This window comes from Nocardia anaemiae NBRC 100462 (assembly GCF_001612725.1).
Classification (GTDB): Bacteria; Actinomycetota; Actinomycetes; order Mycobacteriales; family Mycobacteriaceae; genus Nocardia; species Nocardia anaemiae.
The window spans coordinates 213,786-234,594 of the sequence record NZ_BDAZ01000008.1; the positions used below are offsets into that span (position 1 = coordinate 213,786).

Annotated in this window: 22 protein-coding genes and 1 riboswitch; of the genes, 9 read left to right on the forward strand and 13 right to left on the reverse strand. The window is 66.6% G+C overall.

Annotated elements, in window-relative coordinates:
• Nucleotides 1-167 precede the first annotated feature (167 nt).
• Nucleotides 168-1,661: an MFS transporter gene (locus NA5_RS06575; protein ID WP_062982938.1), complete on the reverse strand. Its 1,494-nt coding sequence runs from the start codon at nt 1,659-1,661 to the stop codon at nt 168-170.
• 132 nt (nt 1,662-1,793) lie between these two features.
• Between NA5_RS06575 and NA5_RS06580 the strand changes: the two genes are divergently transcribed.
• Nucleotides 1,794-2,537, forward strand: coding sequence for a TetR family transcriptional regulator (locus NA5_RS06580; protein ID WP_062982940.1), 744 nt, complete (start codon nt 1,794-1,796; stop codon nt 2,535-2,537).
• Between the two features lie 43 nt (nt 2,538-2,580).
• Nucleotides 2,581-2,691, forward strand: a riboswitch (SAM riboswitch).
• A 240-nt stretch (nt 2,692-2,931) separates the two neighbouring features.
• Entirely contained in the window at nt 2,932-4,083 is a 1,152-nt protein-coding gene (metX, locus tag NA5_RS06585; protein WP_371856374.1) for a homoserine O-acetyltransferase MetX, read from the forward strand.
• Nucleotides 4,084-4,295: 212 nt separating this feature from the next.
• Here metX and NA5_RS06590 read toward each other — a convergent pair whose 3' ends face one another.
• Nucleotides 4,296-4,670 carry a winged helix-turn-helix transcriptional regulator gene (locus NA5_RS06590; RefSeq protein ID WP_062982943.1) on the reverse strand — a complete coding sequence of 125 codons (375 nt, stop codon included), beginning with the start codon at nt 4,668-4,670 and terminating at the stop codon, nt 4,296-4,298.
• 69 nt (nt 4,671-4,739) lie between these two features.
• Between NA5_RS06590 and NA5_RS06595 the strand changes: the two genes are divergently transcribed.
• Both NA5_RS06595 and NA5_RS06600 read left to right on the forward strand, forming a co-directional pair.
• Entirely contained in the window at nt 4,740-5,384 is a 645-nt protein-coding gene (locus NA5_RS06595) for a nitroreductase family protein (RefSeq protein WP_062982945.1), read from the forward strand.
• 256 nt (nt 5,385-5,640) lie between these two features.
• On the forward strand, nt 5,641-6,180 hold the full coding sequence (locus NA5_RS06600) for a hypothetical protein (RefSeq protein ID WP_157110259.1): 540 nt from the start codon (nt 5,641-5,643) through the stop codon (nt 6,178-6,180).
• Between the two features lie 22 nt (nt 6,181-6,202).
• Here the strand turns inward: NA5_RS06600 and NA5_RS06605 are convergent, their stop codons facing one another.
• The gene (locus NA5_RS06605; protein WP_062983330.1) at nt 6,203-6,448 is read right to left on the reverse strand and encodes a DUF3017 domain-containing protein; all 246 of its coding nucleotides are present in this window, start codon (nt 6,446-6,448) and stop codon (nt 6,203-6,205) included.
• Between the two features lie 275 nt (nt 6,449-6,723).
• On the opposite strand from NA5_RS06605, the gene NA5_RS06610 reads away from it, so the two are divergent.
• Nucleotides 6,724-7,275: a carboxymuconolactone decarboxylase family protein gene (locus tag NA5_RS06610; RefSeq protein ID WP_062982950.1), complete on the forward strand. Its 552-nt coding sequence runs from the start codon at nt 6,724-6,726 to the stop codon at nt 7,273-7,275.
• Between the two features lie 101 nt (nt 7,276-7,376).
• Nucleotides 7,377-7,841: a tRNA (cytidine(34)-2'-O)-methyltransferase gene (locus NA5_RS06615; RefSeq protein ID WP_062982952.1), complete on the forward strand. Its 465-nt coding sequence runs from the start codon at nt 7,377-7,379 to the stop codon at nt 7,839-7,841.
• Nucleotides 7,842-7,850: 9 nt separating this feature from the next.
• On the opposite strand, the gene NA5_RS43135 is transcribed toward NA5_RS06615, so the two are convergent.
• The 4 genes from NA5_RS43135 to NA5_RS06630 all read right to left on the reverse strand — a co-directional run bounded on the left by NA5_RS43135 (nt 7,851) and on the right by NA5_RS06630 (nt 10,289).
• Nucleotides 7,851-8,135: a heme-binding protein gene (locus NA5_RS43135; RefSeq protein WP_157110260.1), complete on the reverse strand. Its 285-nt coding sequence runs from the start codon at nt 8,133-8,135 to the stop codon at nt 7,851-7,853.
• Between the two features lie 28 nt (nt 8,136-8,163).
• Nucleotides 8,164-8,394 (reverse strand): DUF167 domain-containing protein, encoded by a 231-nt coding sequence (locus NA5_RS06620; RefSeq protein ID WP_040686756.1) that lies wholly within the window; start codon nt 8,392-8,394, stop codon nt 8,164-8,166.
• 184 nt (nt 8,395-8,578) lie between these two features.
• Nucleotides 8,579-9,619 carry a DUF4349 domain-containing protein gene (locus NA5_RS06625; protein WP_084483955.1) on the reverse strand — a complete coding sequence of 347 codons (1,041 nt, stop codon included), beginning with the start codon at nt 9,617-9,619 and terminating at the stop codon, nt 8,579-8,581.
• 31 nt (nt 9,620-9,650) lie between these two features.
• Nucleotides 9,651-10,289, reverse strand: coding sequence for a TetR/AcrR family transcriptional regulator (locus NA5_RS06630; protein ID WP_062982955.1), 639 nt, complete (start codon nt 10,287-10,289; stop codon nt 9,651-9,653).
• Between the two features lie 107 nt (nt 10,290-10,396).
• Between NA5_RS06630 and NA5_RS06635 the strand changes: the two genes are divergently transcribed.
• Nucleotides 10,397-10,789, forward strand: a complete 393-nt coding sequence (locus tag NA5_RS06635; RefSeq protein ID WP_157110261.1) for a nuclear transport factor 2 family protein — start codon at nt 10,397-10,399, stop codon at nt 10,787-10,789.
• Nucleotides 10,790-10,792: 3 nt separating this feature from the next.
• Here the strand turns inward: NA5_RS06635 and NA5_RS06640 are convergent, their stop codons facing one another.
• Both NA5_RS06640 and NA5_RS06645 read right to left on the reverse strand, forming a co-directional pair.
• The gene (locus NA5_RS06640; RefSeq protein WP_062982957.1) at nt 10,793-14,155 is read right to left on the reverse strand and encodes an error-prone DNA polymerase; all 3,363 of its coding nucleotides are present in this window, start codon (nt 14,153-14,155) and stop codon (nt 10,793-10,795) included.
• A gap of 66 nt (nt 14,156-14,221) precedes the next feature.
• Nucleotides 14,222-14,677, reverse strand: a complete 456-nt coding sequence (locus tag NA5_RS06645; RefSeq protein WP_063813228.1) for a hypothetical protein — start codon at nt 14,675-14,677, stop codon at nt 14,222-14,224.
• 153 nt (nt 14,678-14,830) lie between these two features.
• Here NA5_RS06645 and NA5_RS06650 point away from each other — a divergent pair, with 153 nt between their 5' ends.
• Complete coding sequence (locus tag NA5_RS06650) at nt 14,831-15,814, forward strand: SDR family NAD(P)-dependent oxidoreductase (protein WP_062982959.1); 984 nt, start codon at nt 14,831-14,833, stop codon at nt 15,812-15,814.
• Between the two features lie 102 nt (nt 15,815-15,916).
• Here the strand turns inward: NA5_RS06650 and NA5_RS06655 are convergent, their stop codons facing one another.
• The 3 genes from NA5_RS06655 to NA5_RS06665 are packed head-to-tail and all read right to left on the reverse strand — an operon-like array spanning nt 15,917 to nt 17,997.
• Nucleotides 15,917-16,828: a ferredoxin family protein gene (locus NA5_RS06655; RefSeq protein ID WP_062982961.1), complete on the reverse strand. Its 912-nt coding sequence runs from the start codon at nt 16,826-16,828 to the stop codon at nt 15,917-15,919.
• On the reverse strand, nt 16,828-17,220 hold the full coding sequence (locus NA5_RS06660) for a YdeI/OmpD-associated family protein (RefSeq protein WP_062982963.1): 393 nt from the start codon (nt 17,218-17,220) through the stop codon (nt 16,828-16,830). Before NA5_RS06660 ends, NA5_RS06655 begins: the two co-directional genes overlap by 1 nt.
• A gap of 9 nt (nt 17,221-17,229) precedes the next feature.
• Nucleotides 17,230-17,997 (reverse strand): alpha/beta fold hydrolase, encoded by a 768-nt coding sequence (locus NA5_RS06665; RefSeq protein WP_062982965.1) that lies wholly within the window; start codon nt 17,995-17,997, stop codon nt 17,230-17,232.
• A 376-nt stretch (nt 17,998-18,373) separates the two neighbouring features.
• Between NA5_RS06665 and NA5_RS06670 the strand changes: the two genes are divergently transcribed.
• On the forward strand, nt 18,374-19,123 hold the full coding sequence (locus tag NA5_RS06670) for a class I SAM-dependent DNA methyltransferase (protein ID WP_245672120.1): 750 nt from the start codon (nt 18,374-18,376) through the stop codon (nt 19,121-19,123).
• On the opposite strand, the gene NA5_RS06675 is transcribed toward NA5_RS06670, so the two are convergent.
• Entirely contained in the window at nt 19,124-20,692 is a 1,569-nt protein-coding gene (locus NA5_RS06675) for a Y-family DNA polymerase (protein WP_062982968.1), read from the reverse strand.
• Nucleotides 20,693-20,809 lie beyond the last annotated feature (117 nt).

Below are 20,809 nucleotides of genomic sequence, written 5' to 3' on the forward strand. Positions count from 1 at the left end.
TGCAAACAAGACAAGCGTACTGCTGCCATTGACCTCACCGCGCGGGCAGCCCCCCATGTGAAGCCGTCCGAAATTGTTACCGACAAGTAGGTCGGCGGTGCCGACACCCTGCCGAAATAGCGATGTCCGGGCATCCCATCGGATACCCGGACATCGCGATTTCAGGATCAGACCGCGACCGGAATCCGCGCGTCTTCCGCGGATCCCTCGATCAGGTTTTCCGGCTTGTCCCGAATCATCAACGCGATCACCGGAATTGCCGCCAGGAAGAATCCGGCGCCGACATAGAACGCCACGTCGTAGCTGTGGATCGAAGCGCGGGCGATCAGGTTGTCCATTGTCGGATTGTTCTGCGCGAAGGTCTTGGCCGTCTGCACCGAGATGGTGGTGAGCAGCGCGGTGCCGACCGCACCGCCGACCTGCTGTGCCGCATTCAACAGCGCACTGGCCACCCCCGAGTCCGCCTCCTCGACCTGATGCAGCGCGACGGTCTGCATACCGACGAACAGCGGCCCCATACCGAGCGCGATCAGCAACTGCGCGGGCAGCACACTGACCGCGTAACCGTCGCCGTAGCTCAGCTGCGCCAGCCACACCAGACCGAGCACGCCGAGCACGGCACCGGCCAGCATCAGCGGCCGCGGGCCAAGCTTCGGCAGCAGCGCACTGGTGACACCGGCCGAGATCGCGATGCCCGCCGGGAACGGCAGGAAGGCGAAACCGGCCTTCAGTGACGAGTAACCGAGGGTGATCTGGAAGTAGTAGCTCAGGAACAGGAACATCGCGAACATCGCGATCGGAATCAGCAGCGCGGCCAGGAAGGCGCCGCCGCGGTTGATCTCACCCGGAATATGCAGCGGCAGCAGCGGATTCGACGAGCGACGCTCGATGGCGACGAAGGCGATCAGCAGCGCGACGCCGATGACGAGCAGACCGAGCGTGCTACCGGCCAGCCAGCCGTCGTCGGCGGCGCGGCTGAATCCGTACACGATGGCGATCAGACCGAGCGTCACGGTGACCGCACCGGGCACGTCATAGCCGCCGGTGCGCGGTGTCGGCACATCCTTCACCACGAATGCCAGCGCGCCGAGCAGCGCGAGCAGGGCGATCGGGGTGTTCACCAGCAGGCACCAGCGCCAAGAGGCGTATTCGGTCAGCGCGCCACCGGCGATCAGGCCGAGAGCCGCACCACCCGCGGAGATACCCGCGAAAACGCCGAAGGCGGTCGCGCGTTCCTTGGCCTCGGTGAAGGTCACCGAGAGCAGTGACAGCGCCGCGGGCGCCAACAGCGCCGCGAACGCGCCCTGCAGCGCCCGTCCGGCGAACAGCTCTGCGCCGTTCTGCGCCAGACCGGCCACCGCCGACGCCCCGGCGAAGCCGACCAGGCCGACGATGAAGACCCGTCGCCGCCCGAGGTAGTCGGCCAGCCGTCCGCCGAGCAGCAGCAGACCGCCGAAGATCAGCGTGTAGGCGGTCAGCATCCACTGCCGATTGCCGTCGCTGATGTCGAGATCCTGCTGGGCGAAGGGCAGCGAGATGGTCACGATGGTGGCGTCGAGAACCACCATGAGCTGGGCCAATGCGATCACCCCCAGGGCCAGCCAGCGCGCCGAACTCGTTTGCTTCTCCAGAACTTCCACCGCTATCGCAGTCTCGCTCACCTTGGTCTCCTAGTCCGAAGTTCGTGCAGTCATCCTGTCATCGACAGACATTTGTCGTCAAGAGAAAAATGTCGCACTCCGACATTTGGCCGTTAAGGACACAAATCGTCCCGATTGCGATAGCATGGGGCCATGCTCGAGTCATCGACGCCGATCGGCGCGAGCGCCACAGCCGAGAACGCTGTGCGCGCCCCAGCGAATCCAGGGCCCAGTGCGCCCGGCGGACTGGGATTGCGCGAGCGCAAGAAGCAGCAGACCCGATTGCGCATCATCGAGGTGGCGCTCGACCTATGCGACGCACAGGGATTCGACGCGACGACGGTCGAACAGATCGCGGCCCGCGCGGATGTCTCGCCGCGCACGATCAACCGGTATTTCGACAGCAAAGAGGCCATCATCCTGGGGCCCGTCAAGGATTTCGGGCTCGCGATCGCCGAATGCCTGCGCGGACTCCCGGTCATCGGCAACGAGCTGCAATCGCTGCGCGAGGCGTTTCTACTGGTCGTCGACCAAGCTTCGGTAGAGGTCGACGGAACGCTGTCATTCCGGCGCTTCCAGCAGATGCAGCGGATCCTGCGCAGCAGTCCGACGGTGAGCGCGCAGAGCATGGAACTGGCCGACGATAAGAACGCGGCGATCGCCGCTGTCATCGCCGAGCGCCTCGGCACCGAGCCCGACGCGCTGCCGGTGCGGTTGGTCATCGGCGCCTGGCAGCTGATCGGCCATCTCAGCATGGAGTGCCAGAACTCGATCTTCGACGAAGAGGACACCGCCGCGGCCGCAGCCGAGGCCCGCAACGGACTCACAACGTCGTTCGACGAGTTCATGCGCGTGTGCACCGGGCAGCCCACGACCGACCCGGCGGAAACCCGGTAACGGATTTCAGTCGCCGCCCGCCCGCCGGTTACCATGTCCGTCAGGTCATGAGTGCCAGCGCGAAGCCCCGGCTTGCTGGACGGCAACCCTCCAGCAGCGGTGGGGTGCTCCGGGTGATGACCGGGCTCTCGATGGTCGAGGGCAAGCGCGCACTTCAGGAGGTTTTTCCGATGAGTTGTCGTCCGTCACCCGCACCCCGATAAGACCCGCAGGCGAACAACCCTTTGGAGCACGATATGAGTGACCCCATCGCGTCCGCGGCCGCACTCCCGGTCTACCGGACCGCGGACCGGTTCAGCCGGATAGTTAACATCGGGGATGTGCGTTCCCTCGTGATTCCCCCGGCGTCGGCGACGCACTGTGCGCGGCGGGTCGGTTTCACGGCGGCGACGACGTGACAGTGACCGACCCTCGTACCGCGCGTTCCTCCGCGGTGGCCCTGCCACCGCCGGACGGGAGGCTCGGCATCATCGCCATCGGGGATGTGCGGCTGGAGAGCGGCGCTGTCATCCCGGACGTTCATCTGGCCGTGCAGCGCTGGGGCGAGCTCTCCCCCGCATTGGACAATGTGGTACTCGTCGAGCACGCGCTGACCGGCGATTCGCACGTCGTGGGGGTTCCCGACGATATCCATCCGCTGCCCGGCTGGTGGGACGGCATGGTCGGGCCGGGCGCACCGGTGGATACCGACGAATGGTGCGTCATCGCGACGAATGTGCTCGGCGGCTGCAAGGGCAGCACCGGCCCCTCGACGTTGGCGCCGGATGGAAAGCCTTGGGGCGCAAGGTTTCCGGAGATCTCGATCCGGGATCAGGTGACCGCGGAAGCGGCGCTGATGGATCTGCTCGGCATCGAACGCCTGGCCGCCGTGGTCGGCGGTTCGATGGGTGGTATGCGAGTGCTGGAGTGGATGGTCGGCGCGCCGGAGCGGGTCGCATCCGCGCTGGTGCTCGCCGTCGGCGCACGCGCCACCGCCGACCAGATCGGCACGCAGACAACGCAAATCGCCGCCATCAAGGCCGATCCGGACTGGCAGGGCGGCGATTATCACGACACCGATCGCGCCCCGATGACCGGCATGGGCATCGCCCGCCGCATCGCGCACCTGACCTACCGCACCGAGGGCGAACTCGATCACCGCTTCCAGAACAACGCGCAGGGCGATGAGGATCCGCGCAACGGCGGCCGCTACGCGGTGCAGAGCTACCTGGACCATCAGGCCGAAAAGCTTTGCAGCCGTTTCGATCCCGCCACCTACGTGTTGCTGACCGAGGCGATGAACCGCCACGATATCGGCCGCGGTCGCGGCGGCATCGCGGCCGCCCTCGCCGCCACCCCGGTGCCGTGCGTGGTCGGCGGCGTCGACTCGGATCGCTTGTACCCGTTGCGAACTCAACAGGAACTGGCCGACGGACTGCCGGGCTGCGAGGGCCTGGAAATCGTGCACTCCCGCGACGGCCACGACGGCTTCCTCACCGAAGCCCCCGCGGTATCCAAGCTGCTGATCGAAACAATGCGATTGGCGCGAATCGGCCGCGCCAGCTGATAATTCGCTGCCGCTATCGTCTGTCAGGTAGCAGTCGTCGCCGCGCCGTTCATCGCACCGATGACGGGGCGAATTCTGGAGCAGCACCTGAAGGGCGAGCCACCGGCGCGACTGAGACGATTACGCCGAGCCAGGCGCGGCAGTTGTACGGCGGGCACGCTCGGCGCCCGGTGGTCGAGGTCCGCTAGCGGCGGGGCGGGGACCGAGGTGGGCTAGCGGGCGACCCGGCGTGCCGCTTCGATGCGGATGATATTGACCTCGATCCAGTCGCGCAGGGCCGTGATAGGGGTGCGCAAGCTGTGGCCGAGGTCGGTGAGGTCGTAGTCGACGCGCGGCGGCACGGTGGGATGTACTGTGCGCGTGACGAATCCGTCGGTTTCCAGCTGACGCAGGGTTTGGGTGAGCATTTTCTGTGAAATGCCCTCGATGCGTCGGTGCAGATCGGTGTAGCGCATGGTGCCCTCGGCGAGTGCGTCCACGATCAGCACGGTCCATTTGCCCGCGACATGGTCGAGCACCTGTCGGGTGGGGCATTTCGCCGAGTACACATCGGCAGGCAGCCCACTGGCCTCGATCACTGTACGCACCTATCCGAGTGTAGCGCACTATTAAGTGCTGCCTTCCCAATAGTTTGTCACTCTCCGATAGTAAGAATCATGAACGCACAGACACTTTCGGTTCCCGCCGCGATTCGCGCCCGCCGCACCACCCGCCACTACCGTCCAGATCCGGTACCTGGTGAACTGCTCGATGAACTGCTGGATCTAGCGGTCGAGGCACCTACCGCGTGGAATATGCAGGATCGGTCGATCGTGGTGGTGACCAGCGCGTCCGGCCGCCGCGACCTGCCGAACGCAGCCTTCGGCCAACCGCAACCGCTGGAGGCCCCGGTAGTGCTGGTCTTCGTCGCCGAAACAGCGGCATGGCGGGCCGAGAATGCCGATATCGCCGAACTGGCCGGACGCAATGGCGCGTGGAATGCGGACTTCACCGCAATGTTCAACTCGCGCAAGGAATTCCACTCGCTGCAACAGCGCGGACTCACCCGCGAGAACGCCGTGAAGAATGCGATGATCGCCGCGACCTATGTCATGCTCGCCGCCACCAGCCTCGGGCTGTCATCGGCCCCGATGAACGGTTGGGACCCCGACCTGGTCAAGAAGGCCATCGGCATCAATGACCGCCCCGACCTCGCCATCGCGGTCATGGTCGCGATCGGCTACAGCGACGCTACCCCGCCGCACCCGGGTCGCCGTCCGCGCGAGCGCACGATATTCACCGAGCGATACCCGTCGAGCTGATATTTCGTCGCTGGTGCAATGGCGGCTCCGCAAGACCGGGGGCCGCCATTTCACTGCGCCCGGTCGAAAGCCGCGGCCGTCGAAAGTTGTTGTGCCTCAGCCGACGCCGCCGCCGAAGTGGTGACGCATAAGCTGTACATGGGCCGATGGGGGTTGCCTTGACTCGGGCAGTCGCCGCTGTGCAGACTGGGCCGACATCGCACCCGTCTCGGTTCGGCGGGCATTCCGGTTCATGGACGTCATCGGGGGTAAGACCATGCGTATTCATCGTGCCGTACTGGTATTCGTGCTGCTCAGCGGGGTATTCACCGGTGCGACGGCGTGCTCAGAGGAGCCTACCGAGCCCACCCGGCCTGCGGCGTCGACGACCTCGGTGCCAGCGGCGCCGACCGTGCTCGGCCCGCTCGGCTTCGGCAAGCTGCGGCTCGGGATGAACCGAAGCGAGGCCGAGGCCAGCGGTGAAATCGCGGCCTTCGACGACACCAATGATCCGCCCGGCTGCGGCCGCTACACCGCGCGGGCCGGTTGGCAGGGATTCACCAACAAGGGCGAAATAGTCGCGATCATGCCCGGCAAACTGCCGGTCCGTACCCCAGAGGGCATAGCCGTCGGCTCCACCGTCGAGGAAGTGCGCGCCGCCTATCCCACGCTCGAGATCGGCTACAACTGGAGTTCGGCCGCGGTACCCGACCAACCCGCACGCTACGGCTTCCTCGGCATCTATCGGAATATGCCCGCCGATGCCAAGGTCACCCAGCTGATGCTCTACAACGACCGGGACACCTGCCACAACTAGCGGTCCGGATGTCGTTGCGGTCTCAGCCGACGCCGAGGGTATTGATCGTGGCGGCGATGAAGACGATGGCGGTACCGAGCAGGCTCAGCGCGGCGACATCGAACGGCTTACTGCGCACGGCCAGCAGCCCGACCCGCGCCGTCGGCAGGCAGAGCCGGAAGGTGGCCGCGAGCAGGGCCGCTCCGCCGAAGAACAGCGCGCCGCGGCGCCAGCGGTCCCAGGCCACCAAGACGACCGCGAGCAGGATGACCGCCGTCACGACCAGCATGGGCAGGTGGCAGCGCAGGAACTGCGCACCAGGGCTGGTCCGGTCGGACTGCCGCTCGGCGGCAGACGAGTCAACGTCGGTCACGCCCCGATTGTTGCAGACGGCATGCGGCCGCTCACACCAGTGCGACGCACCCGCGCACCCGATTGCCGAGCGTCGAGGCAGGGCTACTGCGCCGCAACAAGTTTCGCATTATCCGAACAGGCATTGCCTCCGACTACTACACGGCGTAGTTTCAACGAGAAGAGATTCATCCCGCACAAGGGGGTACGGATATGCGAGCGCTCACCCGGATTCGGCACTATCTGCAAGCGATTCGGCAGGCGAAGCGGAACCGATCCGATCTTTTCGGCTGGCTCGCCCGCCGACCGCAGATCCTGTTCGGCACGATCGGGTACGAGACAGCGCTGCTGTTCAGCAACAGACTGGATCCGAAGCTCAAGGAACTGGCCGAACTGAAGACGGCCGGACTCGTGAATTGCGAGTTCTGCCTGGATATCGGCTCTGCGCTGGCGCACTCGAGCGGTCTTACCGAACGACAATTGCGCGACCTGCCGCGCTATCGCACCAGCGACGCCTACAGCGACCTGGAAAAACTCGTCATCTCCTTCGCCGAGGCGATGACCGCCACCCCGGCCATCGATCTCGCGGATCTGCGCACGCAATTGCTGACCTACCTGTCCAAAGGGCAGTTCGCCGAACTGACCGCCACCATTGCCTGGGAGAACCAGCGCGCCCGCCATAACCAGGGTCTCGGCGTGCGCCCGACCGGAATGACGGAGGGCATGGCATGCGCCCTTCCGGAAAGGGCCGCCCACGAGGGCTGAAATATGCGTTCCGCGCGCGAGCATGAACGTGCCGAACTGAAGCGTGCACGAGCTGCCGACGTCGTGCCGGGCTGGCTCGAGCGACCTGGTTGACTGCACGGGTGTTCCGTTTGATGTTTCACGAGCCCGCGATCCCCGGAAATACCGGCAATGCGATTCGACTTGTCGCGGGAACCGGGTGTGAGCTGCATCTGGTCGAGCCCCTGGGGTTCGACCTTTCGGAGGCGAAGTTGCGGCGGGCCGGATTGGATTACCACGATCTGGCCTCGGTGACGGTGCACAAGAATCTCGCGGCGGCGTGGGATGCGGTGCGGCCCGAGCGAGTGTTCGCATTCACGACCCAGGCGAGCACGCGGTATACGGATGTGGCCTACCGCGAGGGCGATGTGCTGCTGTTCGGCACCGAACCGACCGGGCTGCCGACGGAGGTGCTCGACGATCCGCGTATCACCGATCGACTGCGCATTCCGATGCTGCCCGGCCGCCGCTCGATGAACCTCTCCAATGCCGCCGCCGTCACCGTCTACGAGGCCTGGCGCCAGTTCGGATTTCCCGGCGCTGTGTGACCCTGCCGCTCAACCCGATTCGGCGATCGCGGCAGCGCCGATCCTGTGGTCGGTGATCGAGGACGCCGCACCGGAAACGTCGAGCGCGCCGAGCACCGTGCCATCAACCCTGATGACCACGTCGCCGCCGTTCGGCACCAATGCATGCGCACCCGACTGCCGTTGGCCGCCGACCAGCGGCAGTCCCTGCGCGTTGTGGTTGTGACGTGAACGGTGTCGAAGCCGAGCGCAATGGCTGTGTCCGCCTTGCGTTTCGCGATATCGGCCATGTACTCGGGTGCGCCGTCCATCCACGCGATGGCCAGCAGAGTGCCGCGAAGGCTCAGAGGTCCAGCTCGAAGCGTTTGAAGCGGGAGGTTGCGCCTGCGGCGAGGCGGACGGCGGATTTGGGGACGCCGTAGTGGTCGGCGAGGAGTTCGATGGCGGCCTTGTTGGCCTTGCCCTCCACGGCGGGCGCGCGGACGTACAGCTGCAGGGTGCCGTCATCGAGAGTTTCGACGAGCGGACCCTTACGGCTGTTCGGTTTGATCGTCGCCCTTACGACCGTCGGCACCTGTATCTCCTGTTATCCCAGCGCCTTTCGCTGTCTCAGCGCTTGCACCAGTTCAAGCGCCTGAACCGGTCCGCACCAGTCCCGGCACCGGCCGGGTCGGGGTCCCTGCACCTGCACCGGTTCCCCCACCTGCACCCATTCCCGGGCGCCAGTTCCCGAGCCCGCACCAGTCCCAGCGCCCGCACTAGTCCTCAGCGCTTGCACCAGTTCCCGTGCCTGCACCGGTTCCAGCACCCGTCTCAGTCTCGGCACCGGCAACCGCACCGGCCCCTCCACCCGATCCTGCACCTGCATCAGCGCCTTCTGCTGTCGCCCCACTCGGCGCACCATCCGCAGCTGCCTTGCCCCGCTCGGATTCTCCCGATCCCGACGAATGCTTCCGAACCCGCACCACTCGCACGGCACCCCAGACCACCGCGGCGATCAGCACGACGAACCCGAGCCATGGAATCGCCTTGCCGGTAAAGACCACCGCGTCCTTCAGCCAATCCACCAGCGAATGCCAACCCGAGACGATGCCGTCCCAGAAATTGGTCGGTCCCTCATCGGAATCCTTGTCCTCGGTGGTGATGTCGATGGTGAGTGTGGACAGCGCGACCTGATCGTCGAGGTGTCGCTTCTGTGCGGTGAGGCTGTCGAGCTCACCCTGCCGACTCGACAGCGCCTGTTCGGCCGCAATGAGATCCGCGGTGTTGGTCGCACCGGCGATGAGCGCGCGCAACCGGTCGACCGAGGCCTGCAGCGCCTTGATCCTGGCGTCGAGGTCCTGCCACTGCATGGTGACGTCGTCGCGGTTGGTGCTCATCCGAGTGACCCGGCCGACGCCGCCGAGGCCGTCGATGAACTTGTCGGTCTTATCCGCGGGCACCCGCACGGTGAGCGTGGCCTGCGGATCGTTGTCATCGGTCCCCGGCTGCTCGGTGCGGCTGTCGACCCGGCCGCCGACCTCGCGCACCTGATCGGTCACCTGACCGCCCGCCTTGATCGGATCGTCCGCGGTGATGTCGACGCTGCCGGTGATGACCTCCTTGCGCGCCTCGACCGTATTCCCGCCGGTGTCCCCCTTCGTCGGGGAGCCCTCACGCAGACTCGGTGGCGGCGCCATCGGCGCGACGGTCGCCATGCTCGTCCGGCCCGGACCGGCCTTGTCGTCGTTGTCATCTCCACAGCCGACCAGCAATGTCAAACCAAGCAGGCCGATCACCAGCACAGCAAGCTTCCGCATGGACGCAGGGTAGCCGCTGCGGCGGATTCGGTCACGAAGCTCGTTGCGGCCCATTCCCGAACGCCGAAGGGACGCCGACCAGTTTCACGAGAAATCGTTCGATCTGATCGGCGAGCGGCGGCCAGGTCTGGCCGGGCTCGTTGAGCCGCATCGACACCGCGCCGTGCACTGCTGCGCGCAGATCCAGCATGACCGAGAGCGGGTCGTCGACGGGTACCAGACCGGCATCCATACAGCGCCGGATCGCGGCAGCGGTGCGCTCGGTCAGTTCCCGCTTGAACGGCATGGCCACGCGCTGGTTGATGGTGCTCTCGTGCAGCACCTTGTACATGCCCGGGTGTCGATAGGCCCAGTCGCCGAGGACGCGGATCCGAGCGCGCAGTTTGTCGACGGGATCGTCGACCGCGGCCTCCGCGTCATCGATCGCTCGCACCAGATCGCCGTGATAGCGCTCGAGTGCGGCCGACACCAACGCGTCCCGATCGGCGAAATGCAGGTAGATCGACGTTGCGGCACTGCCGATTTCGCGCGCGACCGCACGCATGGACAGGGCCTGATCATCGCCGAGTTCATCCAGCAGCCGGATCGCGGCCTCGACGATCTCCGCACGCAGTCGGCCGCCGTGGCCGCGCGGATTGCGACCGCGGCGAGTCGTCGTATCGGAGGTCATAAGGGGATTGTAGCTGGACATACGTAGCGCTACAGTTGTAACGCTACAGCTGTTCAGTTACGCTGGCGACTGCTTGCGTATCGCTCGAAAGTTCGGAGTAAACCCTCATGACCTGCGTAGATCCAAAGCTCGAATCGAATAGGCAGACTGTCCTCGCGTTCTACGAGGCCGCGTTCAATGCCAAGGATTTCGAGGCCACCGCCGAGTTCTTCGGTGCGCACTACATCCAGCACAATCCGGAAATCGCCGATGGTTTCGACGGACTACTCGCCCGACTCACCGGCCTGAAGGAAGGCGCACCGAAACTGCGCGTCGAAGTGAAACGCATTGTGGCAGAGGGTGATTACGTGGTCGCGCACGTGCACGGCGTGCGCGAGCCCGGCGATCGCGGGTTGGCGATCATGGATATCTTCCGCCTCGACGACGGAAAGCTGGCCGAACACTGGGATGTCATCCAGCCGGTTCCTGAACAGGCCGCCAATGCGAACGGAATGTTCTGAGGCTCAACGGAAGTCGCGGGATCTCGAATGGACGCGCAGGTCCATGCGCTGCAGATATTCGGCGACGACACTGACCGCGCCCTCGGCATTCTGGACCCGGCCGCGAATGAGCAGGGCGGGGGCGCTCTGGGCCAGACGGCGATAGCGGGTCCACAGACCCACCGAGCAGACGATGTTCACCATGCCGGTTTCGTCTTCCAGATTGAGGAAGGTGACACCGGCGGCGGTGGCGGGACGTTGACGATGCGTGACGGCGCCGCCGACCAGCACCCGGGAGCCATCGGGCACGTCGAGCAAACCCGCGGCGGGGATGACACCGAGCGCATCCAATTGCGGGCGTAGGAATTCGGTGGGATAGCTGCCCGGGGAAATGCCGGTGGCCCAGACGTCGGCGGCCGCGAGTTCGAATTCGCTCATGCCGGGCAGGGCGGGGGCGGTGGTGGCGGCGCCGGTGCCGGGAAGTCGGTCGGGGCGTTCCCCCGCCGCGGCTCCGGCCGCCCACAATGCTTCCCGTCGGCTGATGCCGAGACAACCCAAAGCGCCTGCGGTGGCCAGCGATTCGGCTTGGGGCACGGTGAGTTCCACGCGACCGGTCAGGTCGAGGAAGGAGGTGTACGGACCGGACGAGCGGGCCGCGACAATGCGTTCGGCGAGGTCGGTACCGATGTGGCGGACCGTCGCAAGGCCGAGTCGCACCTCCTCACCATGGTTTTCCAGGGTGGGTTCGGCGCGGCTGGCATTGATATCGGGTCCGTGCACCGGAACACCGTGCCTGCGGGCGTCGGCGACCAGCGACTGCGGAGAGTAGAAACCCATCGGCTGGGCCCGCAGCAGTCCGGCGCAGAAGGCCGCAGGATAGTGCAGTTTGAACCAGGCCGAGTAGAACACGATCGACGCGAAGCTCTGCGAATGGCTTTCCGGAAAGCCGAAATTCGCGAAGGCGTACAGCTTCTCGTAGATGCGATCGGCGACTTCGCCGGTAATGCCGTGCAGATCGCGCATGCCCCGATACAGCCTGTCCTTGAGGCGCTCCATGCGTTCCGGTGAGCGTTTGGAGCCCATGGCGCGGCGCAGCTGATCGGCCTCGGCGGCGGTGAAACCGGCGACGTCGATGGCCATCTGCATGAGCTGTTCCTGGAACAATGGCACGCCGAGGGTGCGCTTCAGCGAATTCTTCAGCGCATCATGGTCATAGCGCACCTTTTCATCGCCGTTGCGGCGGCGAATGTAGGGATGCACCGAACCACCCTGGATCGGGCCGGGGCGGATCAGCGCCACCTCCACCACCAGGTCGTAGAATTCCCGCGGCTTCAGCCGGGGCAGGGTGGCCATCTGCGCCCGCGACTCCACCTGGAACACCCCCACCGAATCGGCGCGCGAAAGCATCTCGTAGACAGCGGTTTCCTTCAGGTCCAGCTTGTGCAGTTCGACCGTCTTCCCCTTGTGCTCGCGCACCATATCGATCATGTAGTGCAGCGCGGAGAGCATGCCGAGACCGAGCAGGTCGAACTTCACCAGATTTATTGCGGCGCAATCGTCTTTATCCCACTGCAGTACGCTGCGGCCGGGCATGCGCGCCCATTCGACCGGGCAGACATCGGCGATGGGCCGATCACAGATCACCATTCCGCCGGAATGGATGCCGAGATGTCGTGGCAGACCTTCGATTTCGGTGGCCAGCTCCAGTACTTCCGCGGGAATATCGGTACCGGTTTCGGCGCCCACTCCGGTCCAGCGGCTCACCTGCTTACTCCAGGCATCCTGCTGTCCGGGTGAAAAGCCGAGTGCGCGTGCGGCATCGCGGACCGCGGACTTACCGCGATAGGTGATCACATTCGCCACCTGGGCGGCGTATTCGCGACCGTATTTGGCATAGACGTGCTGGATCGCCTCCTCGCGGCGATCAGATTCGATATCGATATCAATATCGGGTGGACCGTCGCGCTCCGGGGCGAGGAAGCGTTCGAATAGCAACTCGGCAGCGACCGGGTCGACATTGGTGATGCCGATCGCGTAGCAGACGGCCGAATTGGCCGCCGAACCCCGGCCCTGGCAGAGGATGTCGTTTTCCCGGCAGAAGCTGACGATATCGTGCACCACCAGGAAGTAACCGGGAAACTTCATCGCGTCGATGACCGCGAGTTCGTGCTCGATCTGCCGATACGCCTCCGGATTTCCCGACGGCGGACCGTAACGCCGAGCCGCGCCCTCGAGCGTGAGTTCACGCAGCCAGGAAGACTCGTCGTGGCCGTCGGGGACGTCGAACGGCGGCAGGCTCGGTGCGATCAATTTCAGATCGAAGGCGCATTCGCGGGCGAGCGTCACCGCATTCGCCACCGCCTCCGGACATGCGGTGAACAACTGCGCCATCTCCGCACCGGAGCGCAGATGCGCGCCACCGGTCGGCGCCAACCAGCCCGCGATATCGTCCAGGCTCCGGCGCGCCCGGATCGCCGCGAGCGCCATGGCGCGACGGCGCTGGGCGGGTGCGGCGAAATGCGCCCCGGTGGTGGCCACCACGGGCAGACCGAGGCGATCGGCCAGGGCGATGAGGTGGGCGTTGCGTTCGTCGTCTTCCGGAATGCCGTGATGGGTGAGTTCCACGCTCACCCGGTCGAGGCCGAAGCGCTCGGTCAGGTCACGCAGGGCGGCCTCGGCTCGCCCGAGACCGGTATCTCCCGCTTGCAGATCGCGCTCGAGGGCTTGGCGTACATGGCCTTTGCGGCATCCGGTCAGGATGTGCCAATGCCCGTCCGCCGCCGCGGTGAGCGCGTCCAAGTCGTAGCGGAGGATGCCTTTCTCCCCCGCGGCCATATGCGCGGCCGCGATCTGACTGGAGAGTCGGCGATAGCCCTCTTGACCGCGGGCGAGCACCAGCAGATGTGGACCGGCCGGGTCCGGCGAACCGGTGCGCGGTGCCGAATCGGGTGCACCGACATGTCCGAGCGAATTCCCCAGTCGCGGTGCGTCTTCCGCGGTGCCGAGCGACAATTCGGCACCGTAGACCGTCGGCATGCCCAATTCCCTGGCCGCCTCGAAGAAGCGCACGGTTCCGTAGAAGCCGTCGTGATCGGTGAGCGCGATCGCCTCCAGCCCGAGCCGCACCGCCTCCTCCACCAACTCCTCCGGCTGGCTCGCCCCGTCGAGGAAGCTGTAGGCCGAATGCGCGTGCAACTCCGCGTACGGCACCACCTTGCCACCAGCCGGTTCGACCGGTTCCGGCCGGTAATCCCCGCGCTTGCGCGACCACGCCGGACTGTCGCCGCCGTCGCCCGGATACATCGCGTCCGGATTAGTCGGCCCGGGCCGACCGGACAGCACCCGCTCCAGCTCCGCCCAGGTAGGCGGCCCGTTGCTCCAACCCATGACACATCACCTCCGCTATAGTCGAACATACATTCGAGCTACGAAGAGGTGAAGACATCTGCCGAATCAGGCGGCCGGGATCGGCTCCGTCGACTTCTCGCCCAGCGCCGCCTCGACTTTGTCCAGGCTGGAGCGGATCACGGCGCCATATGCGTCGTTGGCGAGGACATCGAGATGGCCGCGCGCGATGGTCAGCTGCATGTAGGCCACATCGAAGTCGCCGACGCGGCGGTGACTGTCGGCGAGATTGAGATAGAGCGAGGGCAGGAATCCGCGTAGCCCCTCATCGAGCGGAACGCCGGGGCCGAAGACCGCGGCGAGCGCGCGTTGATCCCAGCGCAGCGCATCCTCGGCCACACCTTGCAGATCGGCGAGGTGGTGCGCAATCACGCAGCGCTGCAACGGATCTCCACCGTCGCCGAGCTCGTCCCACAGTTCCGCCAGCATCCGCCGCGCCGCCTCCGGATCACTGCCGGAGAGCCGCACCGCGGCAAAGATTTCCGCCATCCGATCGTCCGCCATGCGCAGAGTATCGCACATATGTTCGATAGATTCGAGACCGGTTCGAACACCTCGGCGTGGTCGGATTCGAACGCCGGAGGTGACGAAGCACACTTGGCAGGTAAACTTACTTCAGAGTAAGTTCATGCCAACTCGACCTGCGAAGGAGCAGCGATGACCCGGGCTTCCGCTGACGACGCCGACCTGCGCGGGCAGATCCGGCGCACTCGCCGCAACCGCGACCTGACGGGGCGACATGTGCTCATTACCGGCGCGTCCTCCGGCATCGGCCGGGCCGCCGCGCTGGCGGTCGCGGACAAGGGCGCCATCGTCTTCCTGCTCGCCCGGCGCGCCGACGAACTCACGGCCGTGGTCGAGGAGATCCGGGCCGAGGGCGGCAGCGCCTACGGATATCAGTGCGACGTAACCGATTCCGACTCCGTCGACCATGCCGTCAAGACCATCCTGGACGAGCACGGCCACGTCGACATGCTGGTGAACAATGCGGGCCGATCGATCCGCCGCGCCATCCACCGCTCCACCGACCGGCTGCACGATTTCGAACGCACCATGGCGGTCAACTACTTCGGCGCCGTGCGATTGACGCTGGCGCTGCTGCCGCAGATGCGTGAGCGCAAGTTCGGTCACATCGTCAATATCAGCAGTGCGGGCGTGCAGGTGGCCACGCCGCGCTTCGCCGCCTACCTCGCGAGCAAGGCGGCCCTGGATAAGTTCGCCGAGGTCGCGGCGGTCGAAACCATGGCCGACGGCGTCACCTTCACCACCATCCACATGCCGCTGGTGCGTACCCCGATGATCACGCCGAGCGGCGATCAGGGTCCGTCGGCGTCCCCCGAATGGGCGGCCGCCACCATCGTGCGCGCGCTGAGCGAGCGGCCCAAGCGCATCGACGTCCCGCTGGGCACATTCGCCGAATACGCCGCGCTGCTCACTCCGAAGCTGCGCGATCGCATCCTGCACCGCTACTACCGTGCCCTGCCCGACTCCCCCGCCGCCAAGGGTGAGCAGGTGGACACTGGGGAACCAGCGGAATCCCCTGTGCCGCAACGCGAACCGCGTCAGCAGTCGACGACCCGCCGCGTCACCGGCACCGCCCTGCGCCGCGCCGCCCGCTGGGTGCCGGGCACGCACTGGTAAGCCCGCGACCTTCATCCCGCAGGGGGCGATAAAGGTCGCCGCGAACGGGACATGGCTGCGGCGGATTCTGCCGCAACCATGTCCCGTTCGTCGTTCTCAGGGCTACTCCCCTGTGGTCAACGGCTGGATCTGATCGGCCACAACGGCGGTGACCGGTTTCGGTGCGGCACCGCAACTGGCTTGGCGCGGTGGGAGTTCGACGGTGCGAGTCGTCACACGCCAGCGCCGCCCGTCGCGATGGGTTACCACGGCCTGGTCGGAACCGGTTGCGGTGGAATCGGTTTCGCGGTGCACGGTGAGCTCGTCGAGTCCCGCCGAAACCTGTTCGCGGACTGCGATTTCCGCGACCTGCTCGACGGGAGGGTGACCGCTGCGACCGCGCAGTCCCGCCAGCGAAACCGCACCGCGCCGCACGGCTTCGACCGCCGCGATGGCTGCCGCGGTATCGACGCGGCCGTAGGTCAGTCCGGAGGGCAGCAACACCATGGCGGGCGCGAAGCGATGACCGCCAGTGTGCGAGCACTCCCAGACTCGGTCCGGATAGTCGGCGGCCAGATTCGCGGCGATCGGACGACCGAACAGCGCGCAGCACTGATCGCGCTTGCCGTGCGCGCACACCAAGACCAGCGGATCGCGCACGGGCGCACCGATTCCCGGCGACGGGCCGTTCAGCAGGTCTAGGTCCAAGTCGAGCAGCTGCTTCAGGTCGGTGATCTCGAAGCGTTCGCACCAGAAGCCCCGCGGACCCGAGCTGGCGATGAAAACCGTTCGAACACCAGTGAATTCATTGCGACCCGGCCGCCGAATCAGCGTCGGACGCACCTTCGCGGCAGCGGTGCGGGCGGCGAGTTCGGCGGTGATCTCCTGACCGAGCACTTCGTCACCGATCACATCCCGACCCCACGCGCCCGGCTGTTCGACGCACAACCACCCCGTCACCCGAGTCGCCGTGCCGGGCAAGGGCACATCGACCGCGGCCGCCGCCGAGCAGAGCATCCCTTCGAATCCGGTCATCAGCCCAAGGTCTGTCCGTCGCCGTACGCCACGTCCCAGCGGCCGTCTGCCTTGGCCCGATCGATCTCGGCCTGTCCGGCCGGATGCATCAGCCCCTGCTCGATCAGCTCGGCGACCAAGCCGATATTGCGCAGTGACCATGGGCTGCGCTTGCGTCGCGGGGTGAAGCCGACCTGCCAGAACTCCGCGTCCTCACCGCGCGCCTGCCCATCGATCCAGCCGAAGCACAGTGCCTGCCGCAGCGCACCGGCATGGTTCAGTGAAACGCGTCCGGAGCCCTTTTTGGCGAAGCGCAGCCAGACCCCATCCACCGAGGCATGGTTGACCAGGAGCCAGTCGCGGAACGACTGCTCGTCGGGGAAGAACAGAACCGGACGGTCTTGCGCGGGCACCGCTTCACTCTAGATAGCGGCGGCAGAGAGCGTCGTGAGGAACGGCAGCACGGCTGCCTCGAATTCGCGGTAGCGGTCGCGGTGAATGCTGTGACCACAGGTGAAGGCGGTGACCGCGCAGTCCGGGATGGTGTCGCGCAGAATGGCCAGCTTCTCCGGATCGACCATGCCGCCGGGGCCGCCGCGCAGCACCAGGGTGGGCGCGCTGATGTCGGCGAGCCGCTCCCACCACTCCGGATGCGGCTTGCGGAACTGTTCCAGCGCGGTCCGCGTCATCGAGCGATCGAAGGCGAGCACCGCGCGCGGATGCCGGATCAGGCTGGTGGTGGCGTGCCAGAGTTCCGGAATGGTCGGGAAGCGACGGGTCAGCTTCACCTCTTCATCGCCGGAACGCAGCGGCATCGGGCACTCCTCGATGACCAGCCGCCGCACCAGTTCGGGCCGCTCCTGCGCGACACAGGAAACCGCATAGCCGCCCAGCGAATGTCCGACCAGATCCACCGAATCCAGCTCCAGCCGGTCACACAGGTTCAGCACGTCCGCGCCGAATTCGGCGAACAGATAGGACTCGGTGTGTGCGCTGCGCCCGTGCCCGCGCAGATCGGGAATGATGACCCGCCGTCCGCCCCGCACCAACGTGTGCGCGAACCGATCCCAGGTATGCCCGTCCCCGCCCATACCGTGCACCAGCACCACCGGCACGCCATCGCCCACCACGGAATCCCGATAGGCGATCCGCACGCCGTCGAGCACAGCCCTGGTCACCGCTAGATCCACGATTTCCGAGGGTACTGTGTTTGATTTGCCGCGCCTCGGCGCGGCGTGTTCGCGGCCCCCTGGTGTCTCGCGTCCGAGCCGTCGAGACTCGCGACTTCGTCGCATGCGCTTCGACGACTCGGACGCGAGACGGGCCGCGAACGGTCGCTCGTAAGACTCGCTCCGTGGTGGTTGGTGATGGCGGGACATTCGACACTTGGTGCACTCGGTCGGATGGGGGCGAGACTCGCGCCTGCGTCGCATGCGCTTCGACGACTCGGACGCGAGACGGGCCGCGAACGTCGCTCGTAAGACTCGCTCCGTGGTGGTTGGTGATGGCGGTGATCGTCCGTCCGACTCAGTTGCGCGGAATTTCGAGCCGGTTGTACGGAGTGCGGTGCCGGAAAACGTCTGGCGGCGGCTGGTGGATCGCGGCAATATTGCGGCCATGCCCTCCTTCGCGGACTTCGATCGCCGCAACTATCGCACCGTCGATGTCGCCGCCGGGTACGACGGGTGGGCGCCGACATATGAGCAGACCGTCATGGACGAGATGGATCTCGCGCTGCTGAATCGGCTGCGGCGACCGGACTGGGGCGGGGTGCGATGCGCCGCGGATCTGGGCTGCGGGACCGGGCGGACCGGAGCTTGGTTGCGGGAGCGAGGAATTCGGCATATCGATGGGGTCGACGTGAGTGCGGGAATGCTGGCGCGCGCCCGCGACCGCGGGGTGCACACCACACTCACCCAGGCCGATGTGCGTGACACCGGATTATCAAGTGGCGCATACGATTTGGTGATCTCCTCGCTGATCGACGAGCACCTGGACGAGCTGTCGCCCTTCTACGCGGAAGCCTGGCGGTTGGCCGCACCCGGCGGCACCTGTGTCACGGTCAGCTATCACCCGCAGTTCATGATGGTGACCGGCATGCCGACGCACTACACCCCCGCGTCCGGTGAGCCGGTCGCGATCAGCACGCATCTGCATTTGATCAGCGAGCAGGTGTCGGCGGCATCGGCGGCGGGCTGGGTGCTCACCGAGATGGCCGAGGCGCTGGTGGATGACGCGTGGATCGCGGCCAAGCCGAAATGGGCGCAGCTGCGCGGACATCCGTTCACGCTGGCGCTGGTGTGGTCGCGCACGTAGTCAGCCGTAGAGCCCCTCGGCGCGCCAGGTCTGATCGTTGTAGATGAGCAGCAGAACACGGACATCGGCCGGTTCACCGGCGAGCTGCACCTGAATGCGGGCGGCGATTCCGGCGCAGAGGGTGGCGGATTCCGGGGTCCACCAGTGTTCGTCCACCGGCCACGGACCGGCCCAGCCCGCAAGGGGCCACTGCTTACTGCCCCAGCGCAGCAGGGCCGGGTCGGCGGTGAAAAGGCCGCGGTCGGTGACCTGCACCGGCGTTCCGTCCGCGGCCTCCAGACGCACCACCGGACGGTTCACCAGGATCACCGCGGGTGCGGGGCGGGGCAGGCGGCCGGGCCACGGCAGGGCCGGGTCGGCGGCCGGAATCGGCTCGTCACCGAGCGCGACCATGGTGATGCGTTCGGCGGGCCCGCGACCGCCGCTGAGCACACCGACCCGGACCGCCTCACCGCCGAGCAGACCCTGCACCCGGATCAGGGCACGGCGGGCCCGCTCGTCCTCCTCGCCGACGCCGCCCCACAGACCGAGCTGAAGTGCGCTCGCCGCAACGACTTCGACGGGCTCCAGGCGCAGCAGTGTTATCGGTGCGGTCGGCCGGTCGCGGCGGGTGAGCCAGCCGTCCAGCTGCCAGCGCACCCGATCCGCGGTGCCCTCCGGGGTCAGCGGTTCGGCGCACCGCCAGATGCGCGAAAGCCGTTCGCCCGCTTCCGTTTCCGCGAGCACCGACAACCTGGTGCAGGCCATCGAGGCTTTGGACAGCGCCTCGTGCAACTGGGTGGCGAGCATGCGTCCGGCGAAGGCGGCGGCATCGACCCGATCGATCGGCGGATCGCAGCGATGCTGCACCGTCAGATCCTTCGGCGGACGACGCGCGGACGGCGGACGCTCCGGCGCTGCCCTGGCACAGCGATGCGCCAGCACAGCATCGGCGCCGAAGCGCGAGGTGACCTCGATCGGGGTCAATGCGGCGAAATCACCGATCCGCCGCAATCCCAGGCGGTGCAGCAGATCCACCAAATCGATGCGTTCCGGTGCGGACAGGCTCGGTTCCAGCGCGAGTTCGCGCACCGGCAGTGGGGCCAGGAATCGCGCACCGCCGCCGGGCGGCACGATCGCGGTGAAACGCGCCGCGATCACCGCCGTGGACAACTCGTCGGCAATGCCGATCTGCACCTCCACTCCTACCGCGGCGGCCGCGTCGACGAGCCGTTCGGCCGCTGCCTCCTCGGACCCGAAAAACCGGGCCGCACCGCGCGCACCGAGTACCAACAGCCCCGGACGCAGCACCTCCACTCCCGGCACCGTCGCATCGATGGCCGCCACCACCGGCTCGAACAATCGCGCATCCCGATCCGGATCCACCTGCGCGACATACACATTCGGACACCGCGCCTGCGCCTCCCGCTTGGTCAGCCCTCGCCGCACCCCCTCGGCCCTGGCAACGGCCGAACACTCCACCACCTTATTGGCGAACAACACCGCCACCGGCCGCGTCGCAGGCACCCGCGCCACCGCCGCCGCCGTCACCGCCGACCAGTCCGGACACCACAGCGCCAGCACCCGCATCCCACCCACCCGACTCGGCCGGATCACCGCCCCGGCACCTCGCTGCGCAGTCCACCCGGGGCCTCGCCGCCGCATCGAAACCCGGAATCGATGGAAAGGCCGCTTCGCGCAGCTGAA

Excerpts from the sequence above, each read along its gene's own strand:
- NA5_RS06580 (WP_062982940.1), top strand. The coding sequence starts at position 1,794 with ATGCTCGAGTCATCGACGCCGATCGGCGCGAGCGCCACAGCCGAGAAC.
- NA5_RS06675 (WP_062982968.1), bottom strand. The coding sequence starts at position 20,692 with ATGCGGGTGCTGGCGCTGTGGTGTCCGGACTGGTCGGCGGTGACGGCG.
- NA5_RS06635 (WP_157110261.1), top strand. The coding sequence starts at position 10,397 with ATGACCTGCGTAGATCCAAAGCTCGAATCGAATAGGCAGACTGTCCTC.
- NA5_RS06625 (WP_084483955.1), bottom strand. The coding sequence starts at position 9,619 with ATGCGGAAGCTTGCTGTGCTGGTGATCGGCCTGCTTGGTTTGACATTG.
- NA5_RS06645 (WP_063813228.1), bottom strand. The coding sequence starts at position 14,677 with ATGGCGGACGATCGGATGGCGGAAATCTTTGCCGCGGTGCGGCTCTCC.
- NA5_RS06600 (WP_157110259.1), top strand. The coding sequence starts at position 5,641 with ATGCGTATTCATCGTGCCGTACTGGTATTCGTGCTGCTCAGCGGGGTA.
- NA5_RS06595 (WP_062982945.1), top strand. The coding sequence starts at position 4,740 with ATGAACGCACAGACACTTTCGGTTCCCGCCGCGATTCGCGCCCGCCGC.
- NA5_RS06630 (WP_062982955.1), bottom strand. The coding sequence starts at position 10,289 with ATGACCTCCGATACGACGACTCGCCGCGGTCGCAATCCGCGCGGCCAC.
- NA5_RS06655 (WP_062982961.1), bottom strand. The coding sequence starts at position 16,828 with ATGACCGGATTCGAAGGGATGCTCTGCTCGGCGGCGGCCGCGGTCGAT.
- NA5_RS06650 (WP_062982959.1), top strand. The coding sequence starts at position 14,831 with ATGACCCGGGCTTCCGCTGACGACGCCGACCTGCGCGGGCAGATCCGG.
- NA5_RS06640 (WP_062982957.1), bottom strand. The coding sequence starts at position 14,155 with ATGGGTTGGAGCAACGGGCCGCCTACCTGGGCGGAGCTGGAGCGGGTG.
- NA5_RS06605 (WP_062983330.1), bottom strand. The coding sequence starts at position 6,448 with ATGCTGGTCGTGACGGCGGTCATCCTGCTCGCGGTCGTCTTGGTGGCC.
- NA5_RS06610 (WP_062982950.1), top strand. The coding sequence starts at position 6,724 with ATGCGAGCGCTCACCCGGATTCGGCACTATCTGCAAGCGATTCGGCAG.